Here is an 18,354-nt window from a genome sequence, read left to right on the forward strand (position 1 = left end):
TGAGACCATGGAGCGAGCATATAGGGGAACGAAGCTAAAACCATCACGTCCTGTGATAACGCCTTTGTGACCACATCCTATTGCTGCCGCTACGTTACACTATGCTTTCGCACAAAAAACATCCTGTTGCTGCCGCTACGTTACACTACGCTTTCGCACAAAAAACATCTGTTGCCCCAAGCGGCTCATCGGGCGCCCCTAGGAAGCTTTGCTCTGCACGAAAGCGAAGCGTCAGCTACAAATGTTTTCTGTAGCGAAAGCGAAGCGTCAGCTACAAATGTTTTCTGTAGCGAAAGCGAAGCGTCAGCTACAAAGCACCCAGTCGGAACGGAAATCAACCACATATTTTGGTGATTATACCTTATTTTGGGTAAGTTGATTTACATATAAAACTAGAACAACTATAATCGAACAAGTACATGGTTATACTAAGGAGAGAATTGATATGTCAAAAAAAGTGGAAAATGGCTTATTATTTATTTGGATTGTCTCTGTCGTTGCAACACTAGGTTCCTTATACTTTTCTGAAATTCGTCATTATGAACCTTGTAAAATGTGTTGGTACCAACGAATTTTCATGTATCCAATTGTCATTATGACAACCATTGCCTTTATTCAAAAAAATGCACGTATTGCTGTTACAACTGCTGTTTTTGCCATTATGGGTGGCAGTATATCACTTTACCATTATGGTATTCAAAAGCTTAGTTTTTTAGCTGATACTGCACCATCTTGTGGTCTTGTTTCATGTACTGGTCAATATATTAACTGGTTAGGTTTTATCACAATTCCATTTTTAGCGCTAACTGCATTTATTTTAATTGCAGGGGCAAGCTTTTATGTAATGAAGGCTGCGAAAACAGCAAAATAATTATGAGACCGTGTTCTACATTTGGAATACGGTCTTTCTACGGAGGAAGATTTATGTTTCACTATGAAATAAATACGAATAATTTGACAGTCGAGGATCTATTACGCACTCATTGGCGACTCGGTAAAAAGCTAGTCCATGAATTACGAATGGCGAAGGCTATCACAACAATGGACGGAGAGCCTATTCAGTGGAATGACCCACTACAGGTAGGCACAATCATAAAATTCACATTCCCTATTCCGACATCCAGCTATCAACCAACACCAGTTTGTGCAATTGATGTCGTCTATGAGGATGACCATTGTTTGATCGTTTCTAAACCAAAAGGTATGTCGACACATCCAAATGATGCACGCGATACCCACACTTGTATGAATCATGTTATGGCTCATATTAAAGAGCAAGGTGGCATTTATGCGGAGCATGTCCATCGTTTAGATAAAGGGACACAAGGTTTGTTACTTGTAGCCAAGCATCCTTTAGCAAAATCAATTTTTGACCGTATGATTGAGGAAAAAACCATTATTCGAACATACGCTGCAGAAGTGCAAGGGAATTTACGCTCTACATCTGGCACGATTTCTGAAGGAATCGGAAAAGACCGACATCACGCAACAAGACGTGTCGTTTCAAAAACAGGACAGCATGCAGTTACACATTATGAAGTTGTAGCACGTTATAAAAGCTCTTGTGTTGTCCATCTAATTCTTGAAACTGGAAGAACACATCAAATTCGCGTACATTTAGCACATATCGGTCATCCGATTATTGGAGATACAATGTATGGAGCAAGAGAAACGGCAAGTGGCGACTATGAGCTCCATGCAATTCAATTAGAATTCGAGCATCCATTTTTAAATAAGGCGATCGTTGTAAAGGATCAGCAGTAATTATCGTACTGCACTTCGAATTGTTGCACATAAGCTAACAATTCGAGGTGCAGTTTTTGTATACTCAAATTTACAAGACATTGTATCTTTGAGAAAAGTAATATTCCTTTACTTAAAATTAGCGTATCGCCATAACGTGGTGTTGATTTTCGTCCCGGCTGCCCGCCTTCCTGGGGGCGTCCGATGAGCCGTATCGTTGTTGCTATCACTTCGTTTTCCACAGAAAACATCCGCTTCGCTGTAGGGTCTCATTTGTGACGCTAATCCCCAAGAAGTCGCCCAGCCTCCACTTCAATCACTTTATATACATAGTATACGTTTCAATAAATCCCATACCCAATTTTTTGTGATACTTCTTATAATTCTAAAAAAGTATAAATATAATATTTAACATTTCTTTCATCTATTTTTTACAGTAAATTTATTATACATTTCCATTATTGGTAATGACGGTGGATTTCTTTCATGATAGAATTAGATTAAATTGTCCAGTCACCTGACTTACTATGAGGAGGAATTTATTGATGAAATGGGTTAAAAGTATTGCAGCAACAACTCTAGCTGCTAGTTTACTAGCTACACCTGGTTTTGCCGCACATGCAGCGGAAGCAACACCAACAGCTAAGAAAGATGATTTCAAATTAACAATTCTACACTCAAATGACACGCATGCACACGTTGAGGATGCTCCAAAGCGTGCAACAAAAGTAAAAGAACTTCGTGCTGCAAATACAAACTCACTTCTTTTAGATGCTGGTGATGTTTTCTCTGGTACTTTATACTTTAACGAATTTGCTGGGGAAACTGATATGAAGTTAATGAACTTAATGGGTTATGATGCCATGACTTTTGGTAACCATGAGTTCGATTTAGGATCAAGCCCAGAAGGTCATGCTGCACTTGCTAAATTCGTTAAGGGCGCAGAGTTCCCATTACTAGGATCCAACCTAGATTTTTCGAAAGATTCTTTATTCAATGGCTTACAATTTAAAACAGTCACAAAAGACTTTAAAAATGGTAAAATTTATGATGGCATCATTAAAGAAATCGATGGACAACAAGTAGGTATTTTCAGCTTAACAACAGAAGAAACACCTACGATTTCAAGCGTTGCTAACGTTCAATTTGCAAACTATATCGATTCCGCGAAAAAAGCAGTAGCAGAACTTGAAAAGCAAGGTGTTAACAAAATTATCGCATTAACACACATAGGCTACGATGACTCCGCTGATTGGGATAATGACCAATTACTAGCGAAAGCTGTAGAAGGCATTGATGTAATCGTAGGTGGTCATACACATACAAAATTAGACAAGCCTGTGAAAGCTGAAACACCATTTAAGAACCCTACAATTATCGTTCAAACAGGCCAATATAGCGAAAATTTAGGTGAATTAGATTTAACATTCGACGATAACGGTGCTGTTGTTGACTACTTCGGTCAGTTACATGCTTTAAATGATAAAGAAAAGCCTGTAGCAGCAGATCCTGAAGCTACAGCACTTTTAGCTCCATATAAAGAAAAAATTTCTAAAATATTAAATCAATCAACAGGTAATACAGCTGTGTCACCTCTAAATGGTGGTCGTAATCTTTGGGGTGTACGTGCTGGAGAAACAAACCTTGGTAACTTAATTACTGATGGTATGCTTGCTGGCGCAAAGAAAATTGACCCAGAAGTACAATTTGCATTCCAAAATGGTGGGGGTATCCGCGCAAGCATTGATGCAGGAGATATCACTGTAGGCGAAGTTATGACAGTTATGCCATTCGGTAATGCTCTTGGCATCGTAAAATTAAAAGGTGCTGAAATCTATGAAATTGCTGAACATAGTGTGAAAGAATTCCCGCAAGAATTCGGTGGCTTCTTACACTTCTCTGGTTTACAAGTAGAATTTGACGGTAAAGCACCAGCTGGTAAACGTGTAAAGTCTATTAAATTAAATGGTAAAGAGCTAGATAAAGCAGCCTATTATAAAGCGGCAACAAATACATTTACTGCTAAAGGTGGCGACGGCTACGATACACTGAAGAAAGTTTATGAGGACGGCCGTGTAAGTGAACCTGGTACGATTGACTATGAAATGTTTATCGAACACTTAGATACACTGAAAAAAGTTGATTCAAAAGTAGAAGGACGTATTATCGCCACAATTCCATTTAAAGATATCGCAAAAGGCTCAGAAACAGAAGGCTTTGTTCGTGATCTTTATTACCGTGATTTAACAAAAGGTACTTCTGCAACAACATACTCACCAAACGCAAACTTAACTCGTGCACAAGCTGCATCATTTATCGCGCGTGCCTTAAAGCTTGAAGCAAAAGGTCAAGCAACATTCTCTGATCTTGCGAATGTAAATCCTGCAACACAAAAAGAAATTACAGCACTTGCTGAAGCAGGAATTGTACAAGGTGTGAATGGCAAATTCAATCCTAATACAAATGTAACTCGTGCTCAACTTGCCTTAATGTTTGCTCGTGCATACAACCTACAACACGATGCAAAAACTGGTTTAAAAGCTGATTTCAGTGATATTTCTCAATATAACGCTGAAGCTCAAAATGCTATTGCACTTATGAAAGATTTAAAGATTGTTAGCGGCGTAAACGGCAAATTTATGCCTGGTAACAACGCGACACGTGCGCATATGGCAAAAATGCTTTCTAACTACATTCCATTTGTAAAAGAATCTAAATAATTTTAAAATCCCGCTTCTCTAGGTAGAGAGCGGGATTTCCTGTTATCGAAAAACTATCGTGTCAAAGAAATTAAGACCAAATTAAATAATGTATGGTCCTCGGCAAAACGAGAGGTTGATTTCCGTTCCAGCTGGGCGCTTTCCTGGGGGCGTCCGATGAGCCGCTTCACTCGCTTTGCTCGCTCCAGGGTCTCATCTGTGACGCTGATCCCCGAGGAGTCGCCCAACCTCCACTCCAATCAACCATTTCACTTTGTGTGTATCTTCTGCATATAGCTCTAATCTAGAGTGATAAAAACTGAAGTTTTAGCAACAATTATTTTCTGTGCAAAAGCAACGCGGCAGCACCAGATATTTTAGTGCGAAAGCGCAGTGTTAACGTAGCGCCAGCGATAAATTGCTAAAACATCGCAATAGTAACAACATCTATACAATCGCGTCACTATTTAGGACTATTTTGCTCAATTATGGTGAGTAATCATAGTGTTCACTTTTGACATGCATTTAATTTATAAAAGTCTACGCTACCATTGATTGAAGTGGAAGGCTACTCGACTCCCGCGGGAAAGCGAGACAGACGAGACCCTGCACGAAGCGGAGCGAAGGAAGCGGCTCGACGCTCGCCCGCAGGAAAGCGAGTAGCCTGGAACGGAAATCACTCGCCAGAATGTCCACAAAGATTTCCCTGACTATTTTGTTTTTCAACACTACAAAATCCCGCTCCTCAAATTAGAGAGCGGGATTTCTATTGCACTAAAAATTAAATTTAAAGTTATCCGGGTCTTGCCCAAATCGTTCATTACGATTTAACGTCGCTATTTTATCCATTTGAGCTAGTGTTAATTCAAAATCAAAAATCTGGGCGTTTTCCTCAATACGACTAGGTGTCACAGACTTAGGAATAATGAACGTATCATTTTGTAAATGCCAACGCAGCACTACTTGAGCAGCCGTCTTCCCTATTTCACGACCAATTTCCATAATCATTGGATTATCAAGTACTCCGCCACGGCCTAATGGAGACCATGCGGTAACAGCAATTCCATGCTCACTACAAAATGCTCGTAATGCGTCTTGCTGTAAATATGGATGCACCTCTACTTGATTGACCATTGGTGCTATATTTGCTTTAGCTAATAGCTTTTGTAGATGATGCTCATGGTGATTTGAGACACCTGTTGCACGAATTAATTTTTCATCATATAAACGTTCAATTGCTCGATACGTTTCTTCAAATGTTTCTGGTACTGCCCAATGCGTTAAATATAAATCTAAATAATCCATATTTAACTTTTTCAATGAAACTTCAAAAGCTCGTAATGTTTCATCATAGCCTTGGTCATTATTCCAAACCTTTGTCGTCACAAAAATATTCTCACGTTTAACGCCTGAATGACGAATAGCTTCGCCCACCTCGACCTCGTTACCATAAAGAGAAGCCGTATCAATAGCTCGGTAGCCAAATTTAAGAGCTTTATCAATAGCCTGCAAAGTCTCATCACGCTCTGTCATTTTATAAACACCTAAGCCAAAACGAGGCATCTCCACACCGTTTGCTAATGTTTTTGTTGATTGTAAATTCAAGAATAACAACCCCTTTCTTTTCCTAGTTCCATTATACAAAAAATTGGTTTTAAGAAATATAAGGAAAATTTCAGGGGTAATATCTTATTGATCCTTCGCTTCCTCTTCATAATCATCTACTTGAATAGGATCTGGAATTCGATTGTCTTCTACAAGCTCTAGGCCATCACGCAAATGCTCCATTTGCTTTCCTAAATCCTTTAAATCTTTAAAATTTCTAGCCATTGTACCGTTTTCAATATTTGGAACCTTTTTTTCCATTATTATCACCTCTCTTATAGTTTTCCCGAAATAGTTATTTCTGAACCATTTCTGACATATTTTATTCCGCTATGTCGTTTCATTTTTATAGTAGATAGTCTATACTAAAAAGAGATGTCTTTATAAACTGAGGAGGGTTCTTCCATGAGTTTACTATTAATTATTGGTGTAACTGTTGCGTTCTTAACTGCAATTTTCACTGCTGGTTATGAAGGCGACTACAGAGCAGACAAATAATACCTCAAGAAAATCACTAAGCATGAATATATGCTTAGTGATTTTTTTGTTGTTGCTAAACTATTGTGATGAAATAAGGTGCCCTCTTAAATAAAGTTGGCTCTTCGGCAAAGTGAGGAATTGATTTCTGTTACGACCGAGTGCTTTCCTGAGGGCGTCCGATGAGCCACTTCGGTTACTTCTCTTATTTTTTGGAACAATATAATTACTTGACAATATGTACTTTATAAAATACACTTACTTACATAAAGTAAGTTGATGATTAATTATAACTTAAATTTGGAGGTAATTTACTATGCATTTTCATGAAAAACCTAACACATATGTCACAAATGTTGAAATTAAAGTGAGCGATTTACAACGTTCATTAACTTATTATCAGGAGGTCATTGGCTTTAAAGTTTTACAGCAGGAATCTCATAGAGCAACTCTAACTGCTGATGGCAAAACAGCCTTACTAACAATCGTCCAACCTGAAACAGTAGAAGAAAAAACGAGCTTAACAACTGGCCTTTATCACTTTGCAATTTTATTGCCTACTCGTCGTGATTTAGCGAATATTATTACTCATTTCCATAACAATGGCGTGTACTTCGGAGCATCTGACCATGATGTAAGTGAGGCACTTTATTTAAATGATCCTGATAATAATGGTATTGAGGTTTACGCAGATCGCCCTGAAAATGAATGGACTTGGCATTTCGACCAAGTGCATATGGTGACTGAACCTCTTAAAATCCATTCTATATTAGAGGAAGGCGATGGTAGATGGGATGGCCTACCAGCTGATACGGTTATGGGGCATATTCATTTATCAGTATCTAATTTAGCTGCCGCAGAAGAATTTTATACAAAAGGATTAGGATTTGAGATTGTCACTCGCTATGGAGCACAAGCTTTATTCATCTCAACTGGCCGCTATCACCATCATATCGGTTTAAATACTTGGCACTCTGAAAACGCACCAAAGCTTGGTAAAAATCAGGTTGGCTTACAAACATTTTCACTGCGTCTAGATAATGAAGAGCAAGCAGCTACAATGAAAGAAAATCTCCGTTCCATTGGTGCTCCTGTTATTGATATAGATGGTGGTTTCCAAACAGAGGATCCATCAGGTATCGTTGTTTTATTGAAATTTTAAGAGTGATGTGACGTACTATCCGTCGGGGTGAGGATTGTATCCGTCGCTTAACGGGTGCTTCCCTTCTTTTGCAGAATCCCTTCACCTCTATCGAAAAAACAAAAGAAGTTCTCCGCTATGAGAGAACTTCTTTTTTAATGTAAACCTGGATATCCTTGTTGCCGTAATGCCTCATAAATAACAATTGCTGCTGTATTCGATAGATTGAGTGAACGAACATGTTCACTCTGTGGAATTCGTAAGCACATATCTCGACGCTCATAAGCAAAATCCTTTGGCAGACCTGTCGTTTCTTTGCCAAACATAAAGTAAATATCTCGATCTTTATCACTAAAATCATGTGTCGTAAATGGTTCTTCGCTATAGGTTTCAATTAAATAAACGTCGCCATTTTTGGATACCTCTAAAAAATCCTCTAGCGAATCGTGATACACGACATTGACACTATGCCAATAATCTAAGCCGGCACGTTTTAGCATTTTATCGTCTGTGGAAAAGCCAAGAGGACGAATTAAATGTAGTGAAGTATTTGTGCCAGCACATGTGCGTGCAATATTTCCTGTATTTGCTGGAATTTCTGGTTGATATAAAACGATATGCAATGGCATAACGGTACACTCCCTTAACTAAAAAATTGTAAACCTTTATTAATTTCAACGAGTACTTCCTCGTCTTGTTCTTTTATTTCTGCCTTAAGTAATGCGGATTGAGCCTGCTCCCCGCCTATCTTACCTAAAGCCCATGCGGCTGTTCCTCTAATTACAGGTCGTTCATCCTTTTCAAGAAGCGCTACTAAATCTGGGACGGCAGCTTCTTCTTTGAAGTGCGCGAGTGCCAAAATAGCATTGCGTTGAATTGGCTTTTTCCCCCGCCATGAACCAGAAACATGTCCAAACTTTTCTTTAAAGTCACGATTTGAAATTGTTAAAAGTGGTACAAGTAATGGCTTTGCAAGCTCTGGATCAGGTTTAAATTCCTCATGCATCCAGTTAATCTTCCCTTTATTTTTTGGGCATACGGTCTGACATGTATCGCAGCCATACAAACGATTACCAATATGGGTACGAAACTCATCAGGTAGCATTCCCTTAGTTTGTGTTAAAAAGGCTATACAACGTTGAGAGTCTAGCTGTCCTCCCTCGATTAACGCGCCTGTTGGACAAACATCTAAACATAAGCGGCAATCCCCGCATTCATCCTCCATTGGCTTATCAGGAGCAAAAGGGATATTCGTAATAATTTCTCCTAAATATACATAGGAACCGAACTCTGGCGTAATAATCGAGCAGTTTTTCCCGCTCCAGCCTATCCCTGCACGTTCTGCAACTGCCCTATCCACAAGTGCACCCGTATCAACCATTGATTCAAAACGCACACCTTCTACTCGCTCTTCAAGCCAAGCTGATAATAATTTCAAGCGTCCGCGTATTGCTGTATGATAATCGACACCCCAGGAAGCACGACAGAAAATCCCGCGTCTTGCTCCCTTTTTGCCTACAGGGGCATCTTGCATACGCGACGGATATGCGACAGCTATCGCCACAATACTTTCTGCTCCTTCTAACAATTGTAGGGGTTCGGTACGTTTTTCTATATCGCTTTCTTCAAAGCCAGACTGATAACCAAGCTCTTGCTGACGGCGCAGTCTATTTTTCATTTCAGTAAAAGGAGCTGCTGTTGTAAAGCCTATTTTATCGACGCCAATGGACATTGCATACGCCACAAATTCTCGTTGTAGGTCATGTATGTTCATTTTATTCCCAACTCCTTACATGGTACAATAATAAAAATAGATAAAGTAGGTGATGTTTTATGGAAATTTCAATTAATCAATCTCTATTGACACAACATCCCGAGCTTAAAATCGGCATTATTCATTATACCAAAATTGTCGTTGCAGAATCGCCTCAAATGATTAAAGGTCGCATGCAATTGTATCAGGAAAATCTCTTTTTAGAAATGCAAGATAATCCTGTAACGCAACGAGAGGGTATTGCAGAATGGCGACAACTATGGAAAAAGCTTGGTGCAGATCCGAACCGCTATCGTCACTCAGCAGAAAGCTTAATGCGCCGAGTTAGTAAGCAAAATTATTTAACACCCTTTCACTCAGGTGTTGATTTAAATAATTTCTTCTCCCTCCAATATGAGATTCCGGTAGGCTTATATGATGTAGCTAAACTACAAGGACATATAAAAATCGCACTTGGCGACGAGGATACTGGCTATGAGGGCTTAAATGGTCGTTTTAATGCATTAAAAAATATCCTTTATAGCTGTGATGCTGAAGGAGCATTTGGGTCACCATTTGTCGATTCTAAACGTACGTCTGTTTCGGAGGAAACGACTGAGGCTCTACATATCTTCTACCTACGCCCATCATTATCAGAAGAAAGTGCGCAAGAGCTTCTTGCATCTGCCGGTAAGATGTTTAATCAAATTCATGGCGGCGATTTTAAAATGGACCTATTAACAAACGTAGCACCATCTACTACACTGTAAAAGGACGTGTTTTCATGATTAATCTAGCTGAAGCCGTTAAGCTAAAAAGTATTTTAGCAAAAAAAGTTCAAGAGTTCGTTGGCGAATTACATCGTAGCGCTTTTGTAACTGTTGAAAAAGGACAAGCACCCAAAACAAGTAATCGTGCAATGAAAGTAATTGAAGCTGAATTAGCTCAAGTACGTCTCGATGTTCGTACATTGGATCGTTTAGTATATGAAGCAAATATAAAAAACATAGTAGACTTTAAAGGTGACAAACTAGCATTAGTTGAAGCGATTGAGCTCGCAACACAGCTCCGTGCAGATGCTGAGCTGTGTAAACAGTTTAGTATGCACGAAAAAGAGAGTGTACGCATGGGATATGGTGAAAATACAATGCTTTATGAAATTGCTATGTATGAGCCAGATGAGTACCGCGAACGTGCTATTATATTAGAAAAAGATGCCCATAAATTATCGAATCTGATCAATGCAAAGAATTATAGTGTTGAAATTAACTTCGATGATTCTCGTTATTTCTAATATTGAGCGCCAATGCTATTATTTCTACAATAAAAAAAGCATCCTTTTAGAGCTGTACCTCCAATTGTGTTTAACAATTCGGGGTACAGCTTTGGGATGCTTTTTGTTCTACTTACTTAAATCATATTTAATTTCAAATTTCCCTATATCCCAATCAGCAAACAGAAAAGTTACATTAGTCTTAGTGTTAGGATCAGTATATGTATAAGCTACTTCCTCGTCAAAAGCAATATCACTTTCTTCGTCAAATTTATCGATATTCAATCCTAGTGCATAAGCAATTGACATAGCAGATATAATTCCTTCTGCCCATTCCCCTCCCTTTCCATCTTCATTTAATTCAGTTGCGGGAATTCCTTCTATAAAAATATTATATCCAATTATTTTTTTATCTTCATTATAATGAACGTCTATTTTATAATGACCCTTATGTTTTTTAAAATCAGTATCCAATAAAATTTGTGAAAAAATAGTTTCCTCTTTATTCAATTCACTAGTTATTGGTTCTGGAATTTCTGCTATTTCAATTCCTTCAACTGGATTCTTTTTATATATATTAGCTCTGACATTGTATTTTTTAACAAACTTTTCTACCGCAGCCTTTGATTCAGGATCAACCTCTTCAAATTTTATTGGAACGATTTTCTCCTCCTTTACGACCGCTTCTTTTGTTTCCTGATCTTTTTTTACATCTGTCTCTTTTTTCTTCTCTGTTCCTTCTCCAGAACATCCAACTAGCATAACTGCTAGAAGTAATAATAAAGCTTTCTTCATTTCCTTTATTCCCTCCGAATGTATATCAATAAAAATATACGTTACTAGATTCAATGAAATAGAATTCAGTGCAAAAAATACTTAAATTACTATATCGCATCATCCTATTACAATTATAACCAACATTTTTCGACATTTTGTGTAATATTAAGTTTTTATGGAAAGATAATATATAGAATACCAATTTTTTAAATCCCAATTACACAAAAGCAAATACAAAAGACAAGCCGAGGTTTCATCGCTTCTCAAGCCTATTAATAAGCAATAAAGACTTGTATAGCTCTAAATCAATTAAAATAAATACAGCAAAGCAAAAAAGCATCTCTTGATCTGCATTGCAATTGTTAGACACAATTGAGATGTAGTTCATTAGAGATGCTTTTTATTCTACTTAGTTAATTCAAATTTAAATTCAAATTTTCCTGCATCGACCTCAGTACAAAGATTAGTTACCTTATATGTAGAATCAGTATAAGAATGAGTGTCTCTATTTTCTTCAGCTTTAGCTAATGATTCGGTGAATTTACCCAAATCTAATCCTAGTGTTTGAGCAACTATTACAGCTGAAGTCATCCCTTCTGCCCATTCTTCTCCCTCATCATTTACTTCTTTTTCAGGGAGTCCTTGAACAGAAAGATTATATCCAATTATTTTTTTATCCTTATTGTATTTAGCAACTAATTTGTAATGGCCCTTATATTCTTTAAAATCAGCTTCCAATAGAACTTGTGAGAAATCATTAAGTTCATTCGTTACTGGTTCTGGAATCATGTCTAATCCTATAGGTTGAACCTGTTTAAATAAAGTAAGCTTTTCATTGTATTCTTTGGCAAACTTTTCAACTGTAGCTTTTGATTCAGAATCAACTTCTTCAAATTTTACTGTAACGACCTCTTCTTTTTTTACATCTGCCTCTTTTTTCTTCTCTGTTCCTTCTCCAGAACATCCAACTAGCATAACTGCTAGAAGTAATAATAAAACTTTCTTCATTACCTTTATTCCCTCCGAATGCATATCGTTAAAAATATACGTTTTTAGATTTAATGAAATAGAATTATAGTGCAAAAAGTTCCTAAAATACTATATCATCTCCTCCTATTACAATTCTGACAAAATAAGGTGTACATTTCCACCTTTATTATTCGTCATTTTTCGACATTTTCAGTAAAATAAAGGATCTTGTTACATATTGAACTAACTCTAATGAATATAAAAAAGCGTGTAACCAATAGTGGCTAAACGCTTTTGATAGTCTATTTTTTGCGAAAGCGCAGTGCTAACGTAGCGGCAGCAAAAGATGTCTTTTGTGTGAAAACGTAGCGTCAGCGCCGATGCAGGTCAGTTAGCCGTTTTCGCATGGATGCGATGATTTTAGGCTAACAACTCCTTCCCGATCCCGTGATATCCGCCGGAGGCATAACTTCTCCTAGAAGAATTTAAAATGTCTTTACGGGTTTGGAAGTCTATCATTTAGCATAGCTAAGTAAAAACTTCTTTTCTCATTGGCAAGAGTCATCACGTTTTCCAATTGCTCCAATTGTTGCTCTAGTAGATTAACATGTTTATTTAATAGTTCAATCCGTTTATGTAAAATTTCCTGGATATCCTCTATTTCTTGATCATTTTGTGTTAACAGACAGCCATCTTCAGCAAATAAAGTAATATCCTTTAGCTTCATTCCTGTTTGCTTTAATCCATAAACGAATTGGATAAAGCGAAGATCCTGATCATTATATTGCCGAATCCCGTTTTGCTTCCCATCCAAGCGATAAGGATTAGGTAAAAGACCCATTTTTTCATAATAACGAAGTGTATATGCAGAAATACCTGTTAATTTCGATATCTCACCAATTGAGTACATTAGGTTTTTGTCCCCTTTCATTCACATATAAGAATAACCTTTCCTACAGATAATGATTTTTCAAGCAATTCTTGTGCATGTGCAGCTTCCCGTAAAGGAAGTCTGTAAGAGATCAAGGGATTGATCTTCCCTTCCTCTAACAATGAAAGAAGGAACCGAACATCTTCCTTAAACCAATCTAATCTTTCTTTTTTTAATGATGTTATAGAGTAAAGATAGACCGGATTACCTTTCTCTGTAGTTCGATTTTCAGCCAGACTTTCCCATTCTTTGGCCCATTCTTCTGAATCTCCTTGCTGAAGAATCGAGGTATAGCCGTAACCTATGAAGCGGCCATTGTTGCTTAAGGTGTTCATCGAACGCTCGAAATTCTGGCCTCCTATTGGATCAAATACAACGTCCATACCTTCAGGAGCCTGGATACGAAGAGTATCTACAAAATCTTCGTTTCGATAGTCAATCGGCACGGCGCCGAATTTGGATACAATTGAATGTTTAGCCAATGAAGCAGTGCCATACATGTCTAATTTTGCTAACTCCCCAAGCTCAAGCAAAGCAGTACCAACCCCGCCGCTCGCCCCGTGAATAAGGATACGTTCTCCCTCAGCTACCTTTGCAATCCGGTGAAGCATTTGATAGGCTGTTACATAATTTAAGATCACAGCAACGGCCGTTACGGAATCAATGTGAGCAGGAATCCCGACAACCTCATCATCCATCGCGTACACATAAGATGCATAGCCACCCGTTCCGTTAAAAAAGACAGCTACCTTATCCCCTATCAAATATTTTTGCACGCCTTCTCCCAACTCGTCAACAATCCCAATAGCGTCGTATCCGGGAGTAAAGGGAGGTATAGGAGATAGCGGATATTTACCCTCTCTTCTCATAATATCCGCAAGTGCAACTCCTGCAGTTTGGACCTTAACGCGAATTTCCCCTCTTTCGGGTTTTCGTAAGGGCTCCTCTATCACATCAATAACCTGAGGTCCTCCGTATCTAGTTACAATTACTCGTGTATTCAAATCAAATATCTCCCCTCAATAAAGATGTTTGTATTATATTTGTTAGAGTAAACTCTAAGTCAAGGAATCTATTTAGCATCAGGCAAGGTTTAAAGTTTTATTGCATAGACGATTTCCCTGAAACTGTATACAATAGATTTATGGAGTCGATGAGACTTCATAGCGAATTGGATGTGCTGTTTTCAAAACTAGCTTTTTGGAGCTAACTTAAACAAAACCAATGACAAGTTACCTGTTACTGTATGACCAATGACTAATAACCAACTATCAGCAATGGCCATACTCAAACAACTTGACAATTAATTTGAAAACGCCATCCAATAGCTCTCTTACATCTTGTGTAGGAGAGCTTTTTATGTTCATATAATTACCTCATCTTGCTTTAACGAATAAAGAAGCAACGTAGAAGATTCCCCCAAAATTAACATAATTAAAAACCCAACATATTTTAATCCATTACGTCGCAATTCCCATCCCCTTCCATTAACTTTTTCTTTTTCCACCTCATGTGCAGAAGTTTTTTCATGTCTAATTCTCCCCTAACATGTAAAGAATAACTATATTCAAAAGAAAGGGGTTATACAATGACGAAACAACACGATTCCACAAACGAGCATGACATGACCTTGACAAATCGACAGGGGCATCCTATTACGAACAATCAAAATATACGAACTGTCAGTAATCGAGGACCTGCAACTCTTGAAAACTATGATTTTATAGAAAAAATAAGTCACTTTGACCGCGAAAGAATTCCTGAGCGTGTTGTTCATGCACGAGGTGCAGGGGCACATGGCTATTTTGAGACATACGGTGTTGTTGGGGATGATCCTATTGCTAAGTATACAAGGGCTAAAGTATTTCAGGATAAAGGGAAGCAGACGCCTGTTTTTGTGCGCTTCTCAACCGTTATTCATGGCGGTCATTCACCAGAAACATTACGTGATCCACGAGGCTTTGCTGTTAAATTCTATACTGAGGATGGTAACTGGGATTTAGTCGGCAATAATTTAAAAATCTTCTTTATCCGCGATGCTATGAAATTCCCTGATATGATTCACGCCTTTAAGCCTGATCCGATTACAAATATTCAGGACGTTGAACGCTTTTTTGATTTCTGTGCAAGTTCTCCAGAAACCTTCCATATGGTGACATTTGTTTATTCACCTTGGGGTATTCCCGCTAATTATCGAATGATGCAAGGCTCTGGCGTCAATACGTATAAATGGGTCAATAGTGAAGGCAAAGCGGTCCTTGTAAAATATCATTGGGAACCTTTACAAGGCATTAAAAACTTAACACAAAAAGAAGCAGAAGAAATCCAAAAGAAAAATTTCAATCATGCCACACAAGATTTATATGATGCAATTAAAAATGGTAATTATCCTGAATGGGAGCTTAACGTCCAAATTATGGAGGATGGTCCACATCCAGAGCTTGATTTTGATCCATTAGATGATACGAAGCTTTGGCCTAATGATCAATTCCCATGGTATCCAATTGGTAAGATGGTGTTAAATAAAAATCCAGAAGATTATTTTGCTGAGGTTGAACAGGCTACTTTCGGTACAGGAGTGCTTGTGGACGGATTGGATTTCTCGGACGATAAAATGCTACAAGGTCGTACCTTCTCTTATTCTGATACACAGCGTCACCGTGTAGGTGCAAACTATTTACAACTCCCTATCAATGCACCTAAAAAACGAGTAGCAACCAATCAAAACGGTGGTCAAATGATGTATCAGCGAGATTTAGCTCCGGGGCAAAATCCTCATATTAACTATGAGCCTTCGATGTTAAATGGTTTAAAAGAAGCTACTCAAGCGGCTAAGGAATATACACCTCTTGTGGAAGGTAATCTCGTTCGAGAATCCATTGATCGGCAAAGCAATACGAAGCAAGCCGGCGAAACATATCGCAATTTTGAGCAATGGGAGCGAGATGAGCTGCTTGAAAACTTAATTCGTGATTTAGCAGTCTGTCATATAGCCATTCAAGAAGCGATGATTGCATTAGCACAAGAAGCAGATGAAGAATACGGTCGCTTGTTAAAAGAAGGTTTACAAAAAGCTCGAAATGATTCATCTTCATCAAAGCCACTTGGCAATATTGCTGGTGATGAAGCACCTCAAAAGGCTATAGATAAAGGTCATGGCGCAGAGCCTTATTAATAAGCTAAACTTTCCTACAAAATAAAGCGCTCAGCACAATATAAAGTACTGAGCGCTTCTTTTAATGCACACCAGGCAAAATCTTTAGTATCTTTTCCTGTCCATCTAAAATAGCATCTACGCCTAATGGAATTGCAATATTCGTTGAATCATGGCCAATTTTAAAGCCCGCAACAACTGGAACGCCTAAATCCGCAAAATAATCCTTCATTAAAGCAAATAATGCCGCTTCATCCGCTTCTGTTTGCGTAAAGGAACCGATAACAACACCGGCCAGCTGCTCAAGCTTTCTCGCCTGCTTTAAATGCTGCAGCATCGCATCGATTTTTGGGATTGATTCCCCAAGCTCCTCAATCAATAAAATGCGACCTTCTGTGCAAACTTCAAATTTTGTACCTAATGTGTTAACAAGGCGACGTAAATTTCCTCCAATAATCTCACCACGAGCTACACCAGGTGCAATCGTTGTTAATGGGGAAATATCCTCCGTATATTGTACTTCCATCGGTGAAAATAGCTGTAAAAACATCTTCTTTGATAAATCATCTATTCTTCTAACAGACATAAGTAGCGGCCCATGAAACGTCACTAAATTAGCATATTCATTAATCGCGCAATGTAAATATGTAAGATCAGAGAAGCCCCAGAAGATTTTAGGATTTTCCTCAAGTAGTCCGTAGTCAATCTTCTCCGCAATTCGTGCAGAGCCATAGCCCCCCTTAACACAGAAAATTGCCTTCACCTCAGGATTTCTCACCATTTCATGAAAATCAGCCAGACGCTCTTCATCACTACCTGCTAGGTAATCGTGCTTTGCCTGAATGGTATCCCCAATTATATAGTTTAGCCCTAATTCTTCAAGAAAGGCTATAGCATCTCCTAGCTTTTCGGGCTGTGCTTGACTGGATAAAGCCACAAGACCAACTGTATCTCCCTTTTGTAAATGTGCTACGGTGCTTTTCACCCTAATCCCTCCTATTTTCTAATTCAAGCATATAGATAATATTGTAGCATTGATTAATGGCGAAGCTAGTGTTGATAAAATTTAAATTTCCGGATGAATGTATGTCGCTCTAGTCATACATTCCGTCGCTTCGACTCTTCTTTCCGTCACTCTGGCTCTTCCTTCCGTCGCTTGGATTTCTTTCCGTCACTTCGACTCTTCCTTCCGTCGCTCGGATTACTTTCCGTCACTTCGCCTCTTCCTTCCGTCGCTCTGTCTCTTCTTTCCGTCACTTCGACTCTTCCTTCCGTTGCTCTGGCTCTACTTTCCGTCGCTTCGACCCTTCCTTCCGTCGCTCTGGCTCTTCTTTCCGTCGCTTTGGCTCTACTTTCCGTCGCTTGGATTTCTTTCCGTCACTTCGCCTCTTCTTTCCGTCGCTCGGATTCTTCTTTCCGTCGCTTCGACTCTTCCTTCCGTCGCTCTGATTTCTTTCCGTCACTTCGCCTCTTCTTTCCGTCGCTCTGGCTCTACATTCCGTCGCTTTGACTCTTCCTTCCGTAGCTCGGATTACTTTCCGTCACTTCGACTCTTCTTTCCGTCACTTCGACTCTTCTTTCCGTCACTTCGACTCTTCTTTCCGTCGCTTTGGCTCTACTTTCCGTCGCTTGGATTTCTTTCCGTCACTTCGCCTCTACTTTCCGTCGCTCGGATTCTTCTTTCCGTCGCTTCGACTCTTCCTTCCGTCGCTCTGATTTCTTTCCGTCACTTCGACTCTTCTTTCCGTCGCTCTGGCTCTACATTCCGTCGCTTTGACTCTTCCTTCCGTAGCTCGGATTACTTTCCGTCACTTCGACTCTTCTTTCCGTCT

17 protein-coding genes are annotated in these 18,354 nt (G+C 38.8%); 7 read left to right on the forward strand and 10 right to left on the reverse strand.

Features of this window, described 5'->3' with window-relative positions; genetic code table 11:
• Positions 1 to 445: 445 nt before the first annotated feature.
• The 3 genes from ACIPKN_RS16520 to ACIPKN_RS16530 all read left to right on the forward strand — a co-directional run bounded on the left by ACIPKN_RS16520 (position 446) and on the right by ACIPKN_RS16530 (position 4,463).
• Positions 446 to 871, forward strand: coding sequence for a disulfide oxidoreductase (locus ACIPKN_RS16520; protein ID WP_370080976.1), 426 nt, complete (start codon positions 446 to 448; stop codon positions 869 to 871).
• Positions 872 to 924: 53 nt separating this feature from the next.
• Positions 925 to 1,764 carry an RluA family pseudouridine synthase gene (locus ACIPKN_RS16525; RefSeq protein ID WP_142510873.1) on the forward strand — a complete coding sequence of 280 codons (840 nt, stop codon included), beginning with the start codon at positions 925 to 927 and terminating at the stop codon, positions 1,762 to 1,764.
• Positions 1,765 to 2,288: 524 nt separating this feature from the next.
• The gene (locus ACIPKN_RS16530; protein ID WP_400937935.1) at positions 2,289 to 4,463 is read left to right on the forward strand and encodes a 5'-nucleotidase C-terminal domain-containing protein; all 2,175 of its coding nucleotides are present in this window, start codon (positions 2,289 to 2,291) and stop codon (positions 4,461 to 4,463) included.
• Between the two features lie 753 nt (positions 4,464 to 5,216).
• Here ACIPKN_RS16530 and ACIPKN_RS16535 read toward each other — a convergent pair.
• Together ACIPKN_RS16535 and ACIPKN_RS16540 are read right to left on the reverse strand one after the other, a co-directional pair.
• Entirely contained in the window at positions 5,217 to 6,047 is an 831-nt protein-coding gene (locus ACIPKN_RS16535) for an aldo/keto reductase (RefSeq protein WP_400937937.1), read from the reverse strand.
• Positions 6,048 to 6,131: 84 nt separating this feature from the next.
• Positions 6,132 to 6,308 (reverse strand): hypothetical protein, encoded by a 177-nt coding sequence (locus ACIPKN_RS16540; protein WP_185903579.1) that lies wholly within the window; start codon positions 6,306 to 6,308, stop codon positions 6,132 to 6,134.
• Between the two features lie 532 nt (positions 6,309 to 6,840).
• On the opposite strand from ACIPKN_RS16540, the gene ACIPKN_RS16545 reads away from it, so the two are divergent.
• On the forward strand, positions 6,841 to 7,686 hold the full coding sequence (locus tag ACIPKN_RS16545; protein ID WP_400937940.1) for a VOC family protein: 846 nt from the start codon (positions 6,841 to 6,843) through the stop codon (positions 7,684 to 7,686).
• A 134-nt stretch (positions 7,687 to 7,820) separates the two neighbouring features.
• Here ACIPKN_RS16545 and trmL read toward each other — a convergent pair whose 3' ends face one another.
• Positions 7,821 to 8,294: a tRNA (uridine(34)/cytosine(34)/5-carboxymethylaminomethyluridine(34)-2'-O)-methyltransferase TrmL gene (gene trmL, locus ACIPKN_RS16550; protein WP_400937942.1), complete on the reverse strand. Its 474-nt coding sequence runs from the start codon at positions 8,292 to 8,294 to the stop codon at positions 7,821 to 7,823.
• 14 nt (positions 8,295 to 8,308) lie between these two features.
• Positions 8,309 to 9,439: a tRNA epoxyqueuosine(34) reductase QueG gene (queG, locus tag ACIPKN_RS16555; protein ID WP_142510868.1), complete on the reverse strand. Its 1,131-nt coding sequence runs from the start codon at positions 9,437 to 9,439 to the stop codon at positions 8,309 to 8,311.
• Positions 9,440 to 9,498: 59 nt separating this feature from the next.
• Here queG and ACIPKN_RS16560 point away from each other — a divergent pair, with 59 nt between their 5' ends.
• A complete protein-coding gene (locus ACIPKN_RS16560; protein ID WP_400937945.1) occupies positions 9,499 to 10,188 on the forward strand; it encodes a B3/B4 domain-containing protein in 690 nt (229 codons plus the stop codon).
• A gap of 14 nt (positions 10,189 to 10,202) precedes the next feature.
• Complete coding sequence (locus ACIPKN_RS16565) at positions 10,203 to 10,712, forward strand: hypothetical protein (RefSeq protein WP_400937948.1); 510 nt, start codon at positions 10,203 to 10,205, stop codon at positions 10,710 to 10,712.
• 108 nt (positions 10,713 to 10,820) lie between these two features.
• Here ACIPKN_RS16565 and ACIPKN_RS16570 read toward each other — a convergent pair whose 3' ends face one another.
• The 4 genes from ACIPKN_RS16570 to ACIPKN_RS16585 form a co-directional block, all read right to left on the reverse strand.
• Entirely contained in the window at positions 10,821 to 11,486 is a 666-nt protein-coding gene (locus ACIPKN_RS16570; RefSeq protein WP_400937950.1) for a hypothetical protein, read from the reverse strand.
• A gap of 387 nt (positions 11,487 to 11,873) precedes the next feature.
• Positions 11,874 to 12,476, reverse strand: a complete 603-nt coding sequence (locus ACIPKN_RS16575) for a hypothetical protein (RefSeq protein ID WP_400937952.1) — start codon at positions 12,474 to 12,476, stop codon at positions 11,874 to 11,876.
• Positions 12,477 to 12,933: 457 nt separating this feature from the next.
• Positions 12,934 to 13,347 (reverse strand): MerR family transcriptional regulator, encoded by a 414-nt coding sequence (locus ACIPKN_RS16580; protein ID WP_400937954.1) that lies wholly within the window; start codon positions 13,345 to 13,347, stop codon positions 12,934 to 12,936.
• A 17-nt stretch (positions 13,348 to 13,364) separates the two neighbouring features.
• Complete coding sequence (locus tag ACIPKN_RS16585; protein ID WP_400937957.1) at positions 13,365 to 14,372, reverse strand: medium chain dehydrogenase/reductase family protein; 1,008 nt, start codon at positions 14,370 to 14,372, stop codon at positions 13,365 to 13,367.
• A 584-nt stretch (positions 14,373 to 14,956) separates the two neighbouring features.
• Here ACIPKN_RS16585 and ACIPKN_RS16590 point away from each other — a divergent pair.
• The gene (locus ACIPKN_RS16590; protein ID WP_400937959.1) at positions 14,957 to 16,543 is read left to right on the forward strand and encodes a catalase; all 1,587 of its coding nucleotides are present in this window, start codon (positions 14,957 to 14,959) and stop codon (positions 16,541 to 16,543) included.
• A 61-nt stretch (positions 16,544 to 16,604) separates the two neighbouring features.
• Here ACIPKN_RS16590 and ACIPKN_RS16595 read toward each other — a convergent pair whose 3' ends face one another.
• Positions 16,605 to 17,507, reverse strand: coding sequence for a S66 peptidase family protein (locus ACIPKN_RS16595; protein WP_400937961.1), 903 nt, complete (start codon positions 17,505 to 17,507; stop codon positions 16,605 to 16,607).
• A gap of 146 nt (positions 17,508 to 17,653) precedes the next feature.
• The gene (locus ACIPKN_RS16600; protein ID WP_400937963.1) at positions 17,654 to 17,779 is read right to left on the reverse strand and encodes a hypothetical protein; all 126 of its coding nucleotides are present in this window, start codon (positions 17,777 to 17,779) and stop codon (positions 17,654 to 17,656) included.
• Positions 17,780 to 18,354: the final 575 nt, after the last annotated feature.

This window comes from Lysinibacillus sp. NPDC086135, assembly GCF_044746345.1.
GTDB lineage: Bacteria > Bacillota > Bacilli > Bacillales_A > Planococcaceae > Lysinibacillus.

Bases quoted from the DNA above. Each gene is read 5' to 3' on its own strand.
- ACIPKN_RS16520 (WP_370080976.1), top strand. From the start codon at position 446: ATGTCAAAAAAAGTGGAAAATGGCTTATTATTTATTTGGATTGTCTCT.
- ACIPKN_RS16525 (WP_142510873.1), top strand. From the start codon at position 925: ATGTTTCACTATGAAATAAATACGAATAATTTGACAGTCGAGGATCTA.
- ACIPKN_RS16530 (WP_400937935.1), top strand. From the start codon at position 2,289: ATGAAATGGGTTAAAAGTATTGCAGCAACAACTCTAGCTGCTAGTTTA.
- ACIPKN_RS16540 (WP_185903579.1), bottom strand. From the start codon at position 6,308: ATGGAAAAAAAGGTTCCAAATATTGAAAACGGTACAATGGCTAGAAAT.
- ACIPKN_RS16545 (WP_400937940.1), top strand. From the start codon at position 6,841: ATGCATTTTCATGAAAAACCTAACACATATGTCACAAATGTTGAAATT.
- trmL (WP_400937942.1), bottom strand. From the start codon at position 8,294: ATGCCATTGCATATCGTTTTATATCAACCAGAAATTCCAGCAAATACA.
- queG (WP_142510868.1), bottom strand. From the start codon at position 9,439: ATGAACATACATGACCTACAACGAGAATTTGTGGCGTATGCAATGTCC.
- ACIPKN_RS16560 (WP_400937945.1), top strand. From the start codon at position 9,499: ATGGAAATTTCAATTAATCAATCTCTATTGACACAACATCCCGAGCTT.
- ACIPKN_RS16565 (WP_400937948.1), top strand. From the start codon at position 10,203: ATGATTAATCTAGCTGAAGCCGTTAAGCTAAAAAGTATTTTAGCAAAA.
- ACIPKN_RS16570 (WP_400937950.1), bottom strand. From the start codon at position 11,486: ATGAAGAAAGCTTTATTATTACTTCTAGCAGTTATGCTAGTTGGATGT.
- ACIPKN_RS16575 (WP_400937952.1), bottom strand. From the start codon at position 12,476: ATGAAGAAAGTTTTATTATTACTTCTAGCAGTTATGCTAGTTGGATGT.
- ACIPKN_RS16580 (WP_400937954.1), bottom strand. From the start codon at position 13,347: ATGTACTCAATTGGTGAGATATCGAAATTAACAGGTATTTCTGCATAT.
- ACIPKN_RS16590 (WP_400937959.1), top strand. From the start codon at position 14,957: ATGACGAAACAACACGATTCCACAAACGAGCATGACATGACCTTGACA.